The 18,723-nt window shown below is 29.5% G+C and carries 20 protein-coding genes and 1 pseudogene; 7 read left to right on the top strand and 14 right to left on the bottom strand.

The window, feature by feature from the left end:
* Positions 1-41: 41 nt before the first annotated feature.
* Both Q6H37_RS04595 and Q6H37_RS04590 read right to left on the bottom strand, forming a co-directional pair.
* Positions 42-311, bottom strand: coding sequence for a hypothetical protein (locus tag Q6H37_RS04595; RefSeq protein ID WP_318739499.1), 270 nt, complete (start codon positions 309-311; stop codon positions 42-44).
* Positions 301-726 (bottom strand): hypothetical protein, encoded by a 426-nt coding sequence (locus Q6H37_RS04590; protein ID WP_318739497.1) that lies wholly within the window; start codon positions 724-726, stop codon positions 301-303. The genes Q6H37_RS04595 and Q6H37_RS04590 overlap by 11 nt, the downstream gene beginning before the upstream one ends.
* Before the next feature lie 870 nt (positions 727-1,596).
* Here Q6H37_RS04590 and Q6H37_RS04585 point away from each other — a divergent pair.
* The gene (locus Q6H37_RS04585; RefSeq protein WP_318739495.1) at positions 1,597-2,004 is read left to right on the top strand and encodes a hypothetical protein; all 408 of its coding nucleotides are present in this window, start codon (positions 1,597-1,599) and stop codon (positions 2,002-2,004) included.
* Positions 2,005-2,662: 658 nt separating this feature from the next.
* Here Q6H37_RS04585 and Q6H37_RS29505 read toward each other — a convergent pair.
* From Q6H37_RS29505 to Q6H37_RS04560, 6 genes and pseudogenes are all read right to left on the bottom strand, one after another.
* Complete coding sequence (locus Q6H37_RS29505) at positions 2,663-2,839, bottom strand: hypothetical protein (RefSeq protein ID WP_412523906.1); 177 nt, start codon at positions 2,837-2,839, stop codon at positions 2,663-2,665.
* Positions 2,840-2,857: 18 nt separating this feature from the next.
* Complete coding sequence (locus Q6H37_RS04580) at positions 2,858-5,071, bottom strand: VapE domain-containing protein (protein WP_412523905.1); 2,214 nt, start codon at positions 5,069-5,071, stop codon at positions 2,858-2,860.
* A gap of 46 nt (positions 5,072-5,117) precedes the next feature.
* Positions 5,118-6,303: pseudogene (locus tag Q6H37_RS04575) on the bottom strand (hypothetical protein).
* Positions 6,304-6,527: 224 nt separating this feature from the next.
* Positions 6,528-7,049: a DUF2815 family protein gene (locus Q6H37_RS04570; protein WP_318739493.1), complete on the bottom strand. Its 522-nt coding sequence runs from the start codon at positions 7,047-7,049 to the stop codon at positions 6,528-6,530.
* Between the two features lie 384 nt (positions 7,050-7,433).
* The gene (locus tag Q6H37_RS04565; protein ID WP_318739491.1) at positions 7,434-7,643 is read right to left on the bottom strand and encodes a helix-turn-helix transcriptional regulator; all 210 of its coding nucleotides are present in this window, start codon (positions 7,641-7,643) and stop codon (positions 7,434-7,436) included.
* Positions 7,644-7,727: 84 nt separating this feature from the next.
* Complete coding sequence (locus Q6H37_RS04560; RefSeq protein ID WP_318739489.1) at positions 7,728-7,928, bottom strand: helix-turn-helix transcriptional regulator; 201 nt, start codon at positions 7,926-7,928, stop codon at positions 7,728-7,730.
* Positions 7,929-8,070: 142 nt separating this feature from the next.
* On the opposite strand from Q6H37_RS04560, the gene Q6H37_RS04555 reads away from it, so the two are divergent.
* The 3 genes from Q6H37_RS04555 (at position 8,071) to Q6H37_RS04545 (ending at position 12,013) form a co-directional block, all read left to right on the top strand.
* Positions 8,071-8,493: a helix-turn-helix transcriptional regulator gene (locus tag Q6H37_RS04555; RefSeq protein WP_318739487.1), complete on the top strand. Its 423-nt coding sequence runs from the start codon at positions 8,071-8,073 to the stop codon at positions 8,491-8,493.
* Between the two features lie 309 nt (positions 8,494-8,802).
* Complete coding sequence (locus Q6H37_RS04550) at positions 8,803-9,876, top strand: ImmA/IrrE family metallo-endopeptidase (RefSeq protein WP_318739485.1); 1,074 nt, start codon at positions 8,803-8,805, stop codon at positions 9,874-9,876.
* A 397-nt stretch (positions 9,877-10,273) separates the two neighbouring features.
* Complete coding sequence (locus Q6H37_RS04545; RefSeq protein ID WP_318739482.1) at positions 10,274-12,013, top strand: ABC-F family ATP-binding cassette domain-containing protein; 1,740 nt, start codon at positions 10,274-10,276, stop codon at positions 12,011-12,013.
* 232 nt (positions 12,014-12,245) lie between these two features.
* Here the strand turns inward: Q6H37_RS04545 and Q6H37_RS04540 are convergent, their stop codons facing one another.
* The 5 genes from Q6H37_RS04540 to Q6H37_RS04520 form a co-directional block, all read right to left on the bottom strand.
* On the bottom strand, positions 12,246-14,264 hold the full coding sequence (locus tag Q6H37_RS04540) for a Na+/H+ antiporter (RefSeq protein ID WP_318739480.1): 2,019 nt from the start codon (positions 14,262-14,264) through the stop codon (positions 12,246-12,248).
* An 832-nt stretch (positions 14,265-15,096) separates the two neighbouring features.
* A complete protein-coding gene (locus Q6H37_RS04535; protein ID WP_318739478.1) occupies positions 15,097-15,486 on the bottom strand; it encodes a hypothetical protein in 390 nt (129 codons plus the stop codon).
* Positions 15,487-15,498: 12 nt separating this feature from the next.
* The gene (locus Q6H37_RS04530) at positions 15,499-15,699 is read right to left on the bottom strand and encodes a hypothetical protein (RefSeq protein WP_318739476.1); all 201 of its coding nucleotides are present in this window, start codon (positions 15,697-15,699) and stop codon (positions 15,499-15,501) included.
* A gap of 171 nt (positions 15,700-15,870) precedes the next feature.
* A complete protein-coding gene (locus tag Q6H37_RS04525) occupies positions 15,871-16,170 on the bottom strand; it encodes a hypothetical protein (RefSeq protein WP_318739474.1) in 300 nt (99 codons plus the stop codon).
* Positions 16,171-16,182: 12 nt separating this feature from the next.
* The gene (locus tag Q6H37_RS04520) at positions 16,183-16,710 is read right to left on the bottom strand and encodes a hypothetical protein (protein ID WP_318739472.1); all 528 of its coding nucleotides are present in this window, start codon (positions 16,708-16,710) and stop codon (positions 16,183-16,185) included.
* A gap of 242 nt (positions 16,711-16,952) precedes the next feature.
* Here Q6H37_RS04520 and Q6H37_RS04515 point away from each other — a divergent pair, with 242 nt between their 5' ends.
* The 3 genes from Q6H37_RS04515 (at position 16,953) to Q6H37_RS04505 (ending at position 18,098) form a co-directional block, all read left to right on the top strand.
* Positions 16,953-17,141 (top strand): hypothetical protein, encoded by a 189-nt coding sequence (locus tag Q6H37_RS04515; protein WP_318739470.1) that lies wholly within the window; start codon positions 16,953-16,955, stop codon positions 17,139-17,141.
* 235 nt (positions 17,142-17,376) lie between these two features.
* Entirely contained in the window at positions 17,377-17,751 is a 375-nt protein-coding gene (locus Q6H37_RS04510; protein WP_318739468.1) for a hypothetical protein, read from the top strand.
* Positions 17,752-17,804: 53 nt separating this feature from the next.
* Positions 17,805-18,098 carry a hypothetical protein gene (locus Q6H37_RS04505; RefSeq protein ID WP_318739466.1) on the top strand — a complete coding sequence of 98 codons (294 nt, stop codon included), beginning with the start codon at positions 17,805-17,807 and terminating at the stop codon, positions 18,096-18,098.
* A 284-nt stretch (positions 18,099-18,382) separates the two neighbouring features.
* Here the strand turns inward: Q6H37_RS04505 and Q6H37_RS04500 are convergent, their stop codons facing one another.
* Positions 18,383-18,721: a hypothetical protein gene (locus Q6H37_RS04500; RefSeq protein WP_318739464.1), complete on the bottom strand. Its 339-nt coding sequence runs from the start codon at positions 18,719-18,721 to the stop codon at positions 18,383-18,385.
* Between the last annotated feature and the right edge of the window lie 2 nt (positions 18,722-18,723).

Here is an 18,723-nt window from a genome sequence, read left to right as displayed (position 1 = left end):
TTAAAGTCAAGTACCACCAGCCAAGCTAGTGACACTTGACTTTATCTTATCACAAATTCAAAAATTAAACATCCAAAAATAATTATCGCAGCACATAAACTAATTCTAGCAACCGGTTTATTTTTCTTCCAATTCTGAATGGTTTGAATTAGCATTAACACACCCAACAATGGCTCAACTACATTTATTTCAGTTTTCCAAACGCCTAAAATTTGTATAGATGCTAATATTATTATACTTATGGAACAAATACTGCTAAGTACATACAGCACTTTCTCATCTGTTTGTTTTTGATCCCATCTACCTATCACTTTTTGAATTGTACCTCCTATATATTCCAATTTCACAAACACTATTCCAGGAAAGCTTTTCGATAAATATTTTCTTTAAAACCTCTTTAACCTTAGGTTCTAATCTCTCTATACAATAATTTAACCTTGTAATCTCAAACTCTGCAGCCTTCATCATCTTATAAATTTCTTCTTTGCTTTCTTTACTCATTCTCTTTGTAACCTCATTATATACTAAAGCTATCTTACAGGTTTTATCTGAAATATTACTTGTTATAACCCTATCACCACTTGCTGATGAAAAATTAAGAACTTCTATAACCTCCTCTGATTCAAAATTCTTAAAGGCTTCATACTCAAACTTCAATTGATCTATGTCTTTCAATATTTCATTATAATTTTTCAAAAGATACTCCACATATTCTCTAGTTTCCACACTCTCATCCCCAATCTCTAATTTTATTTTTTAACGCAACTTTCACAGTTTTTTCAAATTACTCATAAATTATTTAAGCATTTTCTCACTTAATAGCCTTTCTATAATTTATACCACATCCAGCTACTGCTTTTTTAAAGTAATGCCTTTAATACACAAGGATTGTCTTTTAACAAATTATTATTTTTGCTTTGGACAATCTTATTGGATGTGACCCTGGAGGAATACTCCATGACTGCAGCTAATAAATTTGCCCAAAGCTTTCTTAACTTTAATAAATAAACTTCAATAATATAATTTCCTTTAAGCTCTATTAATTAATCGGAAGAAAATTTAAAATTTACAATAAGTACACTTTATATTTGTATTGTTCAACTATCTAATTATCGGTATATACATTCTTTGGTATATCGATGTATTTTATGGTTTTATGTGTACTTATTGGCATTATAGATCATTTTAAAATTAAAATTATAATTATGAGTATATTTGTAATTTTACATTTAGTCGTTATTATTCAGGTATAAGCATTAAGTTATTTTCTTGATAATAGTGAGATAATAAAAATATTTCTTCTTTTAAAAATTATTGAAAATAATTATTACAATCTTCAAAAGTCAATCGAATATCGCAAAACGTCTACTTTTTATCCTAAAATAAGAATTATAACAAAATACACTGTTTAAAACTTAAAATGTGTATTTCCCGATAATTCGCTTTACAGATTTTTTTATTTTATTTATATTAATAATATAAAGCTTTATATTATTCTATATTATTATAATAACTGAATAGTTACATTTAGTCTTTATAATGATACATTTATATTGTAATATATTACATATTCTTTATAAGAAAGGGAATGATATTATGAACAAAAAAATTAAATTTATGGCACCAGCCTTATGTGGAGCAATTTTAGCTTCTAACTTAGTATTTACAAATGTACAAGCTGCTCCTATAAAAAATAATATGAAAAATAATTTAACTGCTTCATATAGCAATACAACTTATAGATGTACCGCATATGCAGATCAATATAACAATGTTATTGGTAGTGCGACACCTAGTGATAGCAAAACGCATACTTACAGAGCACTAGTTATATTTTATGATGATGCTGGAAATGAATTAGGTGAAATACATGGAAATGATATAGTTGTAAGATCAGGAGAATCATATACCATGTCATATGGTTGGTCTAAATATTGGTCAAAAGCAGATGTACATTTTTATGCTGATAATAGTCCTATATGGCATTCTTTCATTTATAGATAATTTAAGAATCAGGTAACTTCGTCTTATCTTAGGACGAAGTTATTCTATTACAATCTTTAATATTACAAATTAACTACAATTGACTATTGTCTAGTTCTTTTTGATTAATAGTTCCATCCTCATTGACAAAAATACAATTAGTCTGTGTATTAAAATTTTCTACGCCTAATAAAGTACAAGAGTTCCCTGGCTCGTCAGTAAGGTAAGTTTTCTTCCTTACGTCGGAAAACTAATTTATTTTAAAGCTTGTTTTGCTAAAGCAAAAGAATCTTCAAATTTATATAAATCAGCAATGTTTCGCTTTAGCGAAACGAGTCATCAAAAACTTAATTAAAGATTTTTCTCAGCGCAGCGAAGAAAAATCATCCTTCACTGTCCTTTGTATTCTGTCTTCTGAAAAAGTTTTGTATGTGCGAAAGTTGAACTTTTAAAATATATGCCCCTCTACCAAATGGTATCCACATATCCATAAAACTCCTTCCCTATTACCCTTACCACTATATAAATATAAGGTATATACCTATTTCCATATTTCACATATCTCTATATAATAAATAAGGATATATAGGATACCAATAAAACCAAGCCCTTATGTTTACTAACTTTCAGGCGTATCCTTAACCGTATCCATGCTACATTTTATGGATACCTTGAAAGGTTAAGTTCTTGTAAATGCTCTTTGCAATCCGTAGGTTTTTCCAAATTTAAGTTTTCCTGTTCCTTTACAATAAGGTTTCCATCCTTCAATTTTTCTTAAAATATCATTAATTTCTCTTGCTTGAACAGGTGTCATCTGTTTTGGATCTGCTTGAAAAAGCTCTACCCATATTTCCATTGCACATACCTTATCCCTTTAAACAGTACCTTCTTTAGCTTCTCCAAAATCAGTACCATGGATAAAAAGTCTGCGTGCTCCAATATCGAGATCTTTCCAATTTTCAGGTAGCCTCCTATTAAGATATTCTCTAATTAAGCCTTCCTTAGAACTTTCTTCCGTGTGTTGTGCTTGAACCTTAACAGCTTCTTTTTCTATATCAGGTGCAAGGAATAAATCCTCCCCTTCCTCACAAAGCTTCAAAGCTTCTGCCCATATTTGATCTATTTCATATTGATTCATTTCTTTCCATAAGTTTTTATTAATTTTATTTATTCCTACAAGTATAGGCCAATAACGTCTATTTCCTGTTTTATCTCTTAAAAAATCATTATCATTAGTGGTTCCCAAAAATACACACTGCCTTGGAAATTTTGTTACACGCTTACCATATGCAACTCTGTAAATATCCTCTCTTTTAGATATAAAATGTTTTACAGCTTCCGTTTCTGCTCTTTTAGTAGCAGAAAGCTCTGCCATTTCAATAATCCATGCATCTTGAAGCTGTTCATAAGCTTCCTTTCCCTGCACTGTATGAAAAGAATCAGAATACCAATTTTTACCCAGCAAGCTTATAATATGGCTTTTTCCTATTCCCTGTCTGCCAACTAAAACAAGCATATAATCAAACTTTATTCCAGGTACAAACACACGGGCAACTGCTGCAGCCACAGCTTTTCTGGTTACTGTTCTTGTATAAGAACTATCCTCTGCACCAAGATAATCAATAAACAAGGTCTCAACTCTCCTTGTCCCATCCCATACAGTTTCTTTAAGATAATCCCTTATTGGATGATATTTATTTTTTTCTTCCACAATTAAAAGTGCATCATCTATTTTTGTAGGTGAAGTTATTCCATATATTTTTTCACTGTAATACCTTAATGCAGCATCATCACTATCTTTCCAGAGATCACCCTCTTCTGTATTATTTAACTTATGCCATGGAAGATTCCCTCTTATCATTGTTCTGTGTGAAAACTCATTTAAAGCTATTTTTTCTTTTAAATATGGATCATTTTCAAGAATTAAAACTAAATTATCTATGGTTGGTCTATAAAAACCTCTTTTATTAACCTCAAGAAGCTTCAACCACTCTGTATCCATGTGTTCTAAAGCTTCCATGTCTGTAAAATCTTCTTTTGCTGCTTTTAACCTTTCTTCTCCAATGGTGCGCTTTACTTCTTCATCCCTTCTACTAAAATCAATCATAGCTTCATAAGAAGGCAGCTTTCCAGCTGCTGTTCCTTCTTTAACCTCTTCATCTAAATGTCCAAACTTATGAATTCTTACTAAGTCAAAGGCATTGCAAAGTTTACCTGCTACCGCGTCTGTTCCATGATGTGAATAAGCAAAATCACCCTTTTCATAAATAACTAAGCCTCCACTTGTCGAACCCTTGGCATAGGTATATCTATTTTTATCAGCACAGGGTACATATATATCACTTAAAAACTTTTCAATAACCTCCACTACAGAATAAGTTCTGCAAAATGCACCTACAATTCCATCTTTCTCCCTTGGATTTCCTTGTTTATCTGCTGACTTTTCTCTAATCTTCATGTTTCTTGAAGACTCTGGCCACAAAGAAACCTCCTGCCAATGTTCATATCTACTTAAAATATAATCAGGATTTAACCATGCTTCATCTTGATATTTAAAAATAAATTCTCCATCTTGTGATGTGGATGGCCAATACATAAGTCTTGAAGGTTCATAAGTTGTATCATCAAAATAATCAATTCCTATATCCTCTGCAACTTTCCTTGCTACTGCTCCATATTCTTCAGAAGTTACAGTCCTGCTTAATGGAATAACTAATCTGAATCTTGGTTTATCTTTACTGTGTTTATGGGTTGTATACATACAACATCCAAAGTTAAATAGCATTTCTATAGTATCCCATAAGCCTTCTTGTCCATAATCAACATCTAAAGTAAGAATACTTCTGTTTAAAACAGCATCACCTTTTCTCCTCCCAGATCTTAAAGCTCCACCAACAAAACCACCCACATCTTTTATATCATCCTGCTCATTTTTAGGCAGCTTATTATATTGTTCATAAGTTTCTGGTGTTCTTACGGCTTTACTTACCTTATCTAAAAATTCGGACCACTTCATCTCTTTATTTTTCCACTTTAATTCCTTACGATTTCTACCTACCGCAATTGTAATAACACCATCATTTTTCAATGTGCTCCACCTCCAAAATTCTCGTAGAAGAAACCTGAGTGTCTGGTTAATCCTTCTTATAATAACCAGTTTCAAAACCATCAGCTTTTAATGGAAGTCCTTTTGCCCATGTAATAGGTTTACCCATGATTTCATTTACTTCCTTTAAAGAACCAAATCCATTTGGCACATCCAATATAACTTCATCATGAACATGAAACACTATTTTATAACCCGCCCTATCCAGCCTTAGCATTGCATAAGCTAAACAATCTCTGGCAATTGCTTGAACTATATTTTCTGTAAGTTTTCCTCCATAAGTGTTAAGTCTTCCCCATGCTTTAGTTCCCTGCTCTATTCCTTCATAAGTAAGTTTTAGTTTATTGAACCTAAAATCCTTTTCAATTCTAGGTCTTACATAAGAAAGACTTCTTCCTGAAGGAAGCTTGATAAATAAAAATTCTTCACTTCCAAAAAACTCAAGCCCATACTGCATTTTCACTACTTTCTTTTCCCTTACTGCTTCTATTGCTGCATCCTCAATTTTTCTCCACAGCTTTACTATATTAGAATTTGATTTTCTCCAAGCTGCAACAATGCCTGGAAGTTCCTCTTCCTTTAATCCCATCTTTACAGCTCCCATTGCTATAAGCGCACCTGTACTTCCTTGATAACCACAAGCAAGGGTTGCCACTTTTCCTTTCTGTCTTAATGAGTATTCCATATTACCTTTAACTATCTTTTCAATTGGCACCCCAAACATCCTGCTTGCAATAAGTTTTAAATACCTTCCATTTTTCTATATTATGCTGAGGTAAATTCCGACTCCTTCCACCACCTTTGCAGGGCATAGAAAAGTACCTTATAAGAGCCTTCCCTTCCTTCATTTTCTGATGCTGTAAATTTAAACTTTTAACAGCTCCTTCAAGGCTTCCTCCAAATCCTAAAGCTAATGCATGAACAGCACTGCATCTCCACTGCTCCAGCGGCATAGGTTTATTTAAATATTTTGCCAGACAGGTTCTTTCAAAGTTAGCATTAAAAGCTGTTTTTATAAGTTTTGGATTAGTTAAATCTTCTATTATACTTTGTGGTAACTTTTCACCAAAAGCTAAATCTATAATATTTATTTCTTCATCCTCATAAGCATAGGCAAACAATAATATTTCAAAATCTTCTGCCTCTGTATATGCATAAACTCCAGATTTTGTAATATCAACACTTGAATAGGTTTCTATATCAATGGATAGCAAATAATCATCTCCTTATAAGTTAGTTATCTGAAAGAAAATAATTAGTCCAGATGAAATGGATACTTTGCATCAGATAAGGCCACAGATTCTGCCCATAGTAAATCCACCGCAAAACACAAAATAGACTGGCATTTGTACTTATTTTTTTGAAAATGTTTTAAATACTCAACTTTCTAAGTGAAATGCCCATTTCTAGATATGTGATAAGTTCTTATTCCTAAAAATTAATCTAAAAAGCTGTCTCCTGCTGCCTCAAAATCATCTTCAGCTCTGCTGTGTCCGCCAAGTGGTTCCCCATCCTCTAACTTTTGAAGATTTTCAAGTCCGCAGGCTATACCTTTGTTTCCATCAACATTGTAAGCATAAAATGTAATACTGGCTCTCCCATAGCAACCGCTGTAAAATTCACTTTTATCTGTTATGGTTTGTACATTTTTATCTACTATTCCAGGCTTTGTATTGCTATTTGCATTTATAAAATAGCTGTCTTTATAAGCTTCTTCCTCTACCCTATCAACATCCCCATCCCTAAGAGGCATTTTTAAGTTATCTGGTATACTGCCCCCTAATTTAGATATTCCCTCTTTTTTAGCAGATTCAATTGCTTCTTTCACTTTATTAAGGGTGGCTTTATCAGCTTTAGGTATGATTAAACTTACTGAATATTTTGGGTCACCTCCATTAATACTTTTAGGATCCCACACATTTGCATAACTGAATCTTACTTTTCCTGTTATAACCTTCATAGATAATCCCTCCTGATTTTTAAAATCTGCATATGTTCAAGTATTTCTAAATAGTCTCAGCTTCTTTTAAAAGTTCACCATATTTTTGCTTTGGAATATCCGATAATCTTTTGCCACCAAACTTTTCTATAAGTGCTTTTACCTTCTGCTGTTTTCCAGCTTGTGAAAGCCTTGCAAGAAGTCCCCTTACTTCTTCTAAAGTTACTACCTTGTTTTTTTCTTTTGGTGTTTGTACTTCTTCAGGCTTTATCTGAGTTTGACCTTTTATTTCAGCTCCTGTTTTTATTTGTGCTAATGCTTCTGATAAGCCAATAAGGAATTCATAATATCTGGAGAATCAATCCTTACGTTTATATTAATATCCATATATACAACACCTCTTTCTTAATTTTTCTTTGTATAAAATAAAGACTCTATTGTTTCCTCTGGAAAAGTTCTAAGAAGTCCTTCTATAACTTTTCTACCAGCTCCTCTTTTACTATTCATGACTCTACTTATTGTTCCCATGGTAACACCTACTCTTATTGCTAGCTCATTTTGACTCCATAAATTTTTCTTTAGTTTTTCCTTTAAAACTTCATTTCTAACTTTCATATATGATTTGTCCTCCTTTTTGCCGTTGACTATATTTAGTTCTGTTTCTATCTATCGATTAACGTCACTATTTAGCAACATAATTTATAAAAAAAATAGCTTATCTATTGGCTCATCAGGAAAAGCCCTAATTATACCAGCTATTAATTCTGCCCCTGCTCCCCTCTTTCCATTAACCCACCTACTTACTGTAGTCTTTGAAACTCCAGCCTTCATGGCAAACTTATTTTGTGACCAGTTACTTTTATGAATGAGATCTATGATATATTTTTTATTAGGTTGCACTTTTCATCCCTCCATATTGTTTCCATTAGGTTACAATAAAATTGTACTAAATTGTGTAACCGTTTGTCAAATATATTGAAACTTTTTCATTGCCAAATGGCAACACTTATTATATAATTAAATTTAGGAGGGATTGTCTATTATGAAATTTGGTGAATTTTTAAAAAATCTTAGAAAAGAAAAAGGACTGTCTCAAAGACAGCTTGCTGATCTTTGCAATATTAGCAATACAGAAATTTCACGTATAGAATCTGGAGAAAGACAAAAGCCATCTCCAAATATACTAAAGGCAATAGCACCCCACCTTGGAATAAGCTACGGTGAATTAATGACTAAAGCAGGTTATATTGAAGAAACAATCGATCACGAAAAATATACTGAACTCATTTTTAGAACTGAAGACGGTGAATTTGCAGATACTCTAAAAATGGCAAAAAATATTCATAATAAAGATTCTGAACTTTTAACTATTATGAATAGAGTTACCTCTGAGTTACCTAAGGAAGACATAACCGCCATAAAAGAATTTGCAAACTTTTATTTAAATAAAAACAAGAATAAATAAATTTATTCTTGTTTTTTCTTTACTTGGTAATAATTTCATATTATAATTAACTTACAGAACACTTGTTCTACTTTATGATGTGGAGGGATTATATGTGTCATTCTAGTAAAGACAGTTATTATAGATAAAATACCCCAGCATAGGATTGAATATATTACTAAAAGGGTAAAAGACTTTATAAAAGACTTTGAATTAAAATATTGGCCCTTAGATTGTGTTAAACTTATATTAAAAATTCAGGAAGAGCAATGTCTGCCTATTCATATAAAATCGATTCCAAACTTATCTCATAAAACAGATGCAGCAACAGTGTATTCAAGTGAATTGGACAATTTTTTAATAATTGTTAACAAAAATAAAATTCATTATCCTTTTGAAATGTCCAAGCATCGGAGACTTAATTTCACTTTAGCTCATGAAATAGCTCATATTTATCTAAAACATTATGAACTTCCAGATAAGTATAAAACAGAAGATGATTTATATATAGAGGAACTAGAAGCTGATGAATTTGCAGGTAGAATACTTATGCCTGAAAGTAAAATATCTACCTGCAATTTTACATCTTTAGAAAATGTGGCAGAACATTTTAATGTTTCAGAATGGGCTGTATTAAAAAGGTTAAGTAACCTTAAGTGTTCTCATTTAAGATTTTCTAAAACCTTTTTAGTTTGTGAAAACTGTGAAAATGCGGAAATAAATCCAAAGGATTCCTATTGTAAAATTTGTGGAATGTTTTTGAAAAATGGTACTAGGGGGGTAACTACTATGAAATATGATGACGGTTTTAAAATAAGTGAAAATACTATGAAAGTTTCTATTTGCCCTAAATGCGGTAACAGTGTTATTGGGGAATCTGATGAATATTGCCCTATATGTGGACAATATTTATTTAACGAATGTACAAATGATTGCGGCGGCTGCCACACAACAGCTCCTGGTAATGCTAGGTATTGTCCTAAATGTGGAAACGTAACTACTTTTTATAATAGTAATTTACTGCCTGACTGGGAGCCAACACGTGAAGCTCTACTAAATAAAATGGAATTTGAAGAAAACCTGAGCAGCACATCAAATACTGCTGAAGATATTAAGGATTGGGATACAATGGGATTTACATTATTCCTTGAAGGCTATACTTTATTAAGTACTCTTTTAGAAAATTCTACTGCAAAACAATGTGGTGAAACTCTTGTTGTATATGTTAAAGACACTTCCATAAAAGATAGAATTTTAAATTGTAAAAATGTTGGAATTCTAACGTCAATGGCTAAGTCTCAATTTAAAATTGCAGTTAATGATATTAAAATTACAGCACTTCAGGATTTTTACCCTGTTGCTCCAGAACCTGTTCCTATTGATGATGGCGATATTCCCTTTTAGTAAAAAAACAGCAGTTGGCTTAAACTTAAACCTGCTGCTGTTTTGTGTTTAACTTTCAAAAGATAACATTTTCTCTTGTCTCATTTCATGCAAAGTCTTATCACTACCTTTAATCATAGCCCAGCAATAAATTCTAATTGTAGATCATCAGAAGTTTTTACATTTATTTACATGAGTCTGACCCCTTTGTGAGAACATGCTTTGCTGTACTCACTTGTTAATACTTCAAATATGAAATGATTGAACTTAGTCTAAAAAAGTGTTATGCTATCAATGTTAAACTCAGTAGAATGTCTTTACTAAATAGAAATCAAGTGTAAAATTGCAAATGATAAGAAAATATATTGAGGGGCTTATTTTTATAGGCTCTTTTTTAGTGATAAAGAGAGGTAATAATATGATAAAAGTTGATAACTTGTCGTACTCATTTCCGCAAAAAGATCTATATAATAAGATTTCATTTACCTTAGAAGATGATCAGCATTGCGCTTTTATAGGAACAAGTGGTAGTGGAAAAAGTACACTGATAGATATAATTATGGATCCAGAAAGATATATGTTCGATGGTAAACTAGAGATAGATCCAAATTGTAGAATTGGATATGTAAGTCAGTTCTCGCAACTAGACAAAATAAAAGAAACTACAGTTTTCGAATATATAGGAGAAGAATTTATTAAGCTACAAAATGAAATAACATCTATTTGTACTGAAATGGAAACATCTTCAGATATTGATACTTTACTAATAAAGTACCAACAAGCTTTAGACTCACTTGATTCAATTGGTGGGGATGATTTCGAAAGCAACCTTATTAAGAAACTAAATCTTGCAAACCTAAACAAACTTAAAGATTTAATGGTATCTGAACTTAGTGGTGGAGAGTTTAAACTTATTCAAGTGATTAAGGAAATGCTTAATAATCCAAACTTAATGATTATGGATGAACCAGATGTGTTTTTAGACTTTGAAAACATTAATTCTCTTAAAAATCTAATTAATTCTCACAACGGAACAATGTTAATTATTACCCATAACAGATATCTATTGAATCATTGTTTTAACAAAATTATTCACCTTGAAAATATGAAGCTCCAAGAGTTTGATGGAATATATATTGATTATAACTTCTCATTACTTCAAACTAAAATTGAGTTACAAGAACTGGCTATTGCTGACAATGAGGAAATTGAGAGAAACGAGCACCTAATCAAAAAACTAAGAGATACCGCAGCTATTATAGATAAAACTTCTGCTGGAAAATCTCTAAAAGCTAGAGTTAAATTTCAAGAAAGATTAGAAGCTCGTAGAATTAAAACACCATTTGTAGAAATTAAACAACCGAATATATGTTTAATTACTAATAATCAAATCGAAGAAACCATTGCTTTAAAAGTTACTGATTACAGTGCTAGCTTTGATGAGATGCTTTTAGAAAATGTTAACTTTGAGATTAAATCTACTGATAAAGTAGCTCTTATAGGTCCAAATGGTACCGGAAAAACGACTTTACTACGAGACATCTTTAAAAATAATCATGATTCTATTGAAATAAATCCTGACATTGAAATCGCTTATTTATCCCAGCTTCAAGGCGAAATACTACATGACTCTAATACAATACTTGAAGAATTCTTAGATACAGGATTTAAAACTTATGAAGAGATTAGATTATATATTTCAAACTATGGTTTTGACGAAGAAATCATAAACCAAAAGATAGAATCTTTATCTGGTGGAGAAAAAAACATACTTCAATTGGCTAAAGTTTCTGCTAGTAAAGCAAACATGTTGCTTCTTGATGAACCGACAAGTCATTTAGACACATATTCACAAATAGCACTGGAAAAAGCCATAGTAAACTATAACGGTGCAATTTTAATGATTTCTCATGATTTCTATTCTATAGTAAACTGTATGGATTTTGTTTTAATCGTCGAAGATAATACAATTAGAAAAATGAGTATGCGAAAATTTAGAAAGATGATTTATGCTAGTCATTTTGACAGAGACTATTTAGAAATTGAACAAAAGAAAAAATTAGTTGAAACAAAAATAGAATTGGCTTTAAAAGATACTGATTTTACGCTTGCAAAAGCTTTATCTGAAGAGTTAGAAGAACTGATTAAGTTACTCTAAACTTAGTGAGTAGCAAGAGGCTCACGACCTTCCCCTCTAACACCTCGGAAGTCTAGAAAATTTTCAAATTATGACTACTGATAACCGGTGGTATTCATTAAATAATAAGAAAACCCTCGACTAAACAATTAGTCGAGGGTTTCATTGTCTAATATCAACAGAGATTGTCAGCTAATCTCTGTAAGGTAACAGGCACCTTACAAAAACTGGAACAGTTTTTGTTGCAATAGCTTTATCTTAATAAATCACTTTCAATATAATTTAAATTTTTTCTGAGTACAGATGCTATATTCCAACTAATCTCTCCATTTTCAAATAACGATTGTATAACATTCCTTTCTAATTGCATTGCCTTAATATCAGCTTTTTTCTTTTCATATTTATTTATTTTTGCTAATCTAAGCCTGTTTGATATCAAATACACCCCTTGATAATATAAAATTATTTCCTTAAGCGTTTCTTCATTTTCAGATGTAATATTAGATTTAGCATATTCTATTATGTATTCAGCATTAGTGGAATGAAGTTCTTTGAGTGCTATATCCCTTAAATGCTGCTTACTTTTCTTTTTGTTTTGCATTTCTCTTAATATATCCCTAATTTTCCTTATATTAAGTATATATAGAGAGATTCTTTCCAATGTTTCTTTTACTAATAGTGAAAAGCCTTCTACAGATGATATTAATTTTATTTTATTTCTAACTTCTTTTTCATAAGCATGTGCAGTTGACTCCTCTATTTTTTCTTCCTTTAATAATTTTTTAGTATTTTCAATTTCCTTTTTATAGCATAAGATCATCCACTTCTTATATTCTTTGCTACTTCTATTCCAGTTCTTATAATAAGAATTTCCATGTTTTAATTGATTAATACGATACCTATATTCATTTATGGTAAAATGAATATATTTTTTGTTATCAATTTCTAATTTTAATTTATTTATAGTATCAATCCAAACCTTTATTTGTGCTTTATTCAAGGCTTCGGACCAATTTATGTCTTCAGTTTTATCTTTTTTAGCAAATATAGGCAATATAAAAGTTGCAATAAGAAGAGTAGCTAAAATTACTCCAACAGCCAAAAATAAAATAATTGTTCTTTGTGGAAATTCTTCTCCATTATCCAATATTAAAGGAATTGAAAGAACTGTAGCTAATGTAACTCCTCCTCTTACTCCTGAAAGTGAAGTTAAAAGAGCAGCATGAAACTTAAACTTATCTTCTTTCACATCACATTTTTCTCCCCCTAATTTATACATAAATATAACCCACAAAAATCTAATTACAAGTAAAGCCAATGTTATTAATAAAACATCTATAATAGCCATCATGTTATTTATTGAAATTTCTTTAAAAGCAGTTTTAATTATACTAGGTAATTGTAATCCAACTATTATAAATATAAATCCATTTAGAATATATATTATAAAAGACCATGTATTTGATGATACTGCATTTAATTTTGCATTTTTGGTTCTTAATCTTTTAGATGATAATGAAAATACCATTCCAGCCACAACAACAGCTAATATACCTGAAACTTTAAATACTTCTTCCGATATAATATATATTATATATGGAGTTAGAATTTGAAGTAAAATTTCAACTGTAGTGTCTTCCATTCCAAGATTTTTTATCCATCGTTCAAAGTTAATTAGAATGTGTTCTAAAACTAGTCCAGCAATAATTCCTCCAATAGACACCATTAAAAAATTTGTAGTTGCATTAAACAATGAAAATGTTCCGGTTACTGCTGCTGCTAATGCAAATTTAAAACATACAAGTCCTGATGCATCATTCATAAGACCTTCACCTTCTATAAGATGTATTATCCTCTTTGGGAGCGAAATCTTTTTTGAAAGTGCACTTACGGCAACATAATCCGTTGGTGATAAAGCTGCTGCAAGTGCAAATGCTGCTGGTAATGAAATAGCTGGTATTAACTGATTTATAAGTAATCCAACTAATATTACTGTTACAGCAACTAAAGCTAATGCCATCAAAAGTATATTTTTCTTTTGTTTCCATAATGACCTTTTATCTGCTTTTTTCCCATCGCAGAAAAGAAGCGGAGCAATGAACATTACTAAGAATGTATGTGGATCAAGCTCAATTTTGAATTCAGAATATATTATTGAAATTAATGCTCCCATTGCAATTTGTACTATGGGTACAGATAAGAATGGTATAAACCTACTTATTATATTTGAGCATAAAATACATATTAATAGTATTAAAATATATGTAAACATATTCACGCCTACTCTCTTATGTAACTTGATTATTAGATCTAAACATTATGTTCTAATTATAACATAATGTTTAATTTGCCCATTCATTGGTGTATTTTATTATAAAAAAGATACTGACTTGTTATTTTTTTTATATCTGTCTTACAATATAAAATGTTTATTCTAAACCTTACGTAGTTTTATATACAACCCTGAACTTATAACCACAAGAGGAATAGTGGTTAGACATCAGATAATCATTTCATTAAAAATGCATACCCTTTGCACCCTTCTCCACACCCCTGTGCACTTTTACTATATTAATATTACTTTTAATGAAATAATTTAACCTAACTACCATATAAACTACATCCAAAAAACAGCAAAATACCCTGAAATCAAAGACTTTCCGTTGTATCAAAATTATAGTTTATGTATGGCATATATATTATGAATCCTGATTTACATTGCATAAGGCATGGAAATTGTAAATTGGCTTGCAAAGAATAAGCAAAATGGTGTAGCAAGCTCAGCCAAGGCTTCACAACGACTCCCGGGGGGCATTAACAAATTGTTAACAATTTGTTTTGCTAATTAAGCAAAAAAAACTCAAAAACACAGGACTCATAATCCTGCTGCCTTCGTAAGTTCTTTTTTATTATATTTTAATTTATAAAGCTAAATGGTAGTAATAGCTTTTTAACTATTACTACCATTTTAACATTGCTATTTGATTTATTCACTTACTTCATGCAGAATTATTATTGTACAATAAATTGTTTTTCAATTTTTATCCATTTTATCCTATTGCTTTTATACATATTTTTGTAGTTGGTTCTTAATAAATTTGAAGTTAATATTTTATTCTCATACACACCTCTGATGCTTTTTCTATTTCATTTTTTTCTAACAACTTATTTATTATCTCAATTTCATCATCATAATCAGGTCCCCAAAAATATAGTATTTCTATAAAACTTTCAATGACATCTTTATCATTCTTAATTAGATAAAAAAATCGATTATAAATCATAAATTCTTCTGCTGGTGTTAAAACTAACTTAAAATCATTAATAATTCTTTTTAATTCTTTGGTATCTTCTGTCCTAAGTATTTCTTCTTTAATTTTATTTCTTAACAAATTAACTTTATTTTTTATCTCTTCTAATGAATATTTTATTTCAACATTTATATCCATTCTTTCATACTTTATATATTCTTCAACGACATCATAAATTTTCATTCTTACGCCTCCTTATTTCTTAGGAAAATAATTTATACTAAATGATTTTAGTTTTTCAACCCATACTGCCCTGTATAACAATGGCTTGCCATTTGATTCAATTTCTACATTTCCAGAATGAGGAAGCTTTATTCCATTATTATTTAGCTTATTTCTAAAATCCTTCAGTACTGCATTTTCTGCTTCATCAATAGTTCCTATATCTACAAACAAAAATAATTTTGCATCTCTGATTCGTTTAAAGCCACATACCCATATAAACCTGCTCCTGTGAATAATGTTTTTTCAAATTATTAATTTTATAAATTCCTATACACCAAGAAAAAACACTTCTGAACTTAATTAGAAGTGTTTTGGATTAAAATTTTATTTTAAATGTTTGTATTAATTATTTCTATATTGAGAAATCATTTTTTTTACCATTTCATGCATTTGTTCATATTGCCAAATAAAATCAGAATAAATTAAATGTAAATCTATTAAAATTTTTATAACCTTGTCTTCTTCATTTTTATCAATATTTTTTAAATTCTCTATGGCCATTTGAAATCTTTTTTCTATTTTATTAATATCATCTATATTATCATTTTCCTCTTCTATTTCATCCTGTAAATATACGTTATTATTCTTAAATTCATTTAATATTTTTAATATATTCAATGTTTCTTCAAATTTAATTTTCATTAAAACTCCTCCTTATTTTATTTTTAATTTTCTTCCTTCATCCAAAACTTTTTCTGTCTTCTCATAGTTTAAAGTTCCATCTAAGTTTAATACTGCCTTTGCATTTCCTTTTTTATCGAAAACTTCTAGATGATCTTTATGCAAATTATCTAAATATATCTTATCACCTTTTTTTAAATACTGATTATCAACTTTTTTACTTACTTCATATATTGACTGTTCTTGAAATCTACTATTTGTTTTTGTAAGAGATCCTTTAACACTACTACCAAAAGAACCTTCAAAGAATTCATTCATATTATTTACCTTAAGATTACCTGTTCCCTTAACCGCATTACCTTCAATTTTAGAAAAATTAAATAAATCTTCTCCAGCATTTATTGTTCCCATTCCATTTGGTAATGCAAATTGATGTTGTCCATATAATACTGACCTAATATACTGCTTCATATTTTCAACTGTATATCCTACATCTCTACTAATAAATTTAGCTTTTCCAAATTTAGTTCCTATATTAGCAACAAAGATTGCTCGTTTCACTTCCAATCTTTGTAAGGGCTCAGACCCCTTACAAAAACTGGAACAGTTTTTGTTGCTAATTGGTTAAAAAATAAGGTTATAGTATATAACGTAATTGGTTGAATTTAGGATGTCATTTGTTTTATGATTAATATAGAAAGGAAGGTTAAGTTTTACATGGTTAGTTAAGAATTTTATATAGAGATGCAATGTTTATGATCGCATTTACGTATACACACAGTTATATAGGAGAAAGAACAGCTATGAATATTGGGCTTTTAGTAGAATTAGTACCTCTGCATAACGTTGATAGCATATTTAAAATAATTAAAGATTATTCAAATTATGAAATTTATTCAATAAACCAAGATAAATTTAAAATTGTATTTGAATATTATATGATGGTTGTAATGGAAGTTGTAGAATATAAGAGTGAATATGATATAAATTAAGAATATTTTTAATAATGTTATCGAATTATTTGATATTTATAAAAGCAAAATATTAATTTATTAAAAGATATATAGTATATATATATATATATATATATAGTAAAATTTCTAATGATAATTATGATGAAATAATAAGCATAATGAATTCTATATTAGATTATAAATAAATATTGAATTTGAATGTTAATATGTAAGTTTTCTAGTCAAGTTACTAGATAGTTGTGGAGGAAAAGAAATGAATTTTAATAATGAATTAAATAATAATACTATAGCAATAACAGTTTCAACTATAGGGGTTATTGCAACTATTATAGGTAGTTATTATGGATATAAAGGCAGTAAAAATATAAAAATTGCAATGTATGATAAAAAGTATCATATCTATTCAAGAACATTAGAATTATTTAAAAAATCTATTGGAGGAGATGTCTTACGTTCAGAAGAGAGTAAAGAGTTTATTGATTTACATAATCAAAGCTATATGTTATTCAATGAAAATGTAATTGATTTTATAGGGGATTTATTTCAAGCCATAGTTACTATTGATTATATTAATAAGATAATTGATAAATATTTAATTATAGAGGATTTGATATTAATAAAATATTAAGTGATTTATGTTTAAGTATTAGTGAAATTGAAAACTCAGAAGATTTAAAGGGTATGGAAGAGGTGGAAGAATTATTAGTAGTGAGAGAGAAAATACAGAAAATAGAGAAAGAAAGGGTAAGTAAAGATAAAATTGATGAAATTAATTTACTGATAAAGTATTTATTTGAAAAATTAAATAATTATCATATAAATGTAAGAAATGATAAAATTGAAGAAATAAGAAAATCTATTTTAAGTAAAAACTTTGAAAGTAACGAATTATTTAATTGTGATATGGAATCATTAATTGAAAAATTAGAAGAATTTATAACTGTTATTACAGGTGTGTATTTCAGTGCGAATTAGATATGAGATAAAGTTGTTCAATTAATTTTAATAAGTTAGTAGCAAGCTCAACCTTTCAGTTTTCGCAACCACCCCTGGGGTCGTTACAAAAACGGGAAGTTCTTTAGCAACAAAGATTACTCGTTTCACTTCCAATCTTTGTAAAGGGTCAGCCCCCTTACAAAAACTGGAACAGTTTTTTGTTTCTAAATTTGGATAAAGGCCTTGTCCATTTTTCAAATGTTTGCATTTAAATTGCAATTATAATTCTAATTTCTATTATATCAATAGTAATAATTTTGTAATTATACCTCTAGAAAAAACTCATCTTGAAATTCTCCCAATATATTATATTCTATCTCATAAACATAATCGGGATAACCACTTTCAGGATTAATAAAATTGAATGCTATCCTGAATGACGGGTTCTCTCCCAAGCATTTATTGATAATTAAATATGTTTTGCTATATTCAATTACAAAATCCTTTAGCTCATTTCTTTTTTGAGATTCCTCAATGGTCTCAGCTAAAAAGTTATTTTCACGATTATCCACTATCTCCTCAATATATTCTTGTGATTTTGTTATCAAATCACTAAAATTATAATTTTTATTAAAAGCATCCTGTATATCTTTAATATTCATTG

The sequence above is a fragment of the Clostridium sp. JS66 genome, from assembly GCF_033561535.1.
GTDB lineage: Bacteria > Bacillota > Clostridia > Clostridiales > Clostridiaceae > Clostridium_AM > Clostridium_AM carboxidivorans.
This window is presented reverse-complemented; position numbering and strand designations above follow the sequence as displayed.

Coding starts and splice junctions, on each gene's coding strand:
- Q6H37_RS04540 (WP_318739480.1), bottom strand. CDS start 14,264: ATGTTTACATATATTTTAATACTATTAATATGTATTTTATGCTCAAAT.
- Q6H37_RS04570 (WP_318739493.1), bottom strand. CDS start 7,049: ATGAAGGTTATAACAGGAAAAGTAAGATTCAGTTATGCAAATGTGTGG.
- Q6H37_RS04535 (WP_318739478.1), bottom strand. CDS start 15,486: ATGAAAATTTATGATGTCGTTGAAGAATATATAAAGTATGAAAGAATG.
- Q6H37_RS04585 (WP_318739495.1), top strand. CDS start 1,597: ATGAACAAAAAAATTAAATTTATGGCACCAGCCTTATGTGGAGCAATT.
- Q6H37_RS04565 (WP_318739491.1), bottom strand. CDS start 7,643: ATGAAAGTTAGAAATGAAGTTTTAAAGGAAAAACTAAAGAAAAATTTA.
- Q6H37_RS04525 (WP_318739474.1), bottom strand. CDS start 16,170: ATGAAAATTAAATTTGAAGAAACATTGAATATATTAAAAATATTAAAT.
- Q6H37_RS04555 (WP_318739487.1), top strand. CDS start 8,071: ATGAAATTTGGTGAATTTTTAAAAAATCTTAGAAAAGAAAAAGGACTG.
- Q6H37_RS04500 (WP_318739464.1), bottom strand. CDS start 18,721: ATGAATATTAAAGATATACAGGATGCTTTTAATAAAAATTATAATTTT.
- Q6H37_RS04510 (WP_318739468.1), top strand. CDS start 17,377: ATGAATTTTAATAATGAATTAAATAATAATACTATAGCAATAACAGTT.
- Q6H37_RS04505 (WP_318739466.1), top strand. CDS start 17,805: ATGGAAGAGGTGGAAGAATTATTAGTAGTGAGAGAGAAAATACAGAAA.
- Q6H37_RS04515 (WP_318739470.1), top strand. CDS start 16,953: ATGAATATTGGGCTTTTAGTAGAATTAGTACCTCTGCATAACGTTGAT.
- Q6H37_RS29505 (WP_412523906.1), bottom strand. CDS start 2,839: ATGGAAATATGGGTAGAGCTTTTTCAAGCAGATCCAAAACAGATGACA.
- Q6H37_RS04545 (WP_318739482.1), top strand. CDS start 10,274: ATGATAAAAGTTGATAACTTGTCGTACTCATTTCCGCAAAAAGATCTA.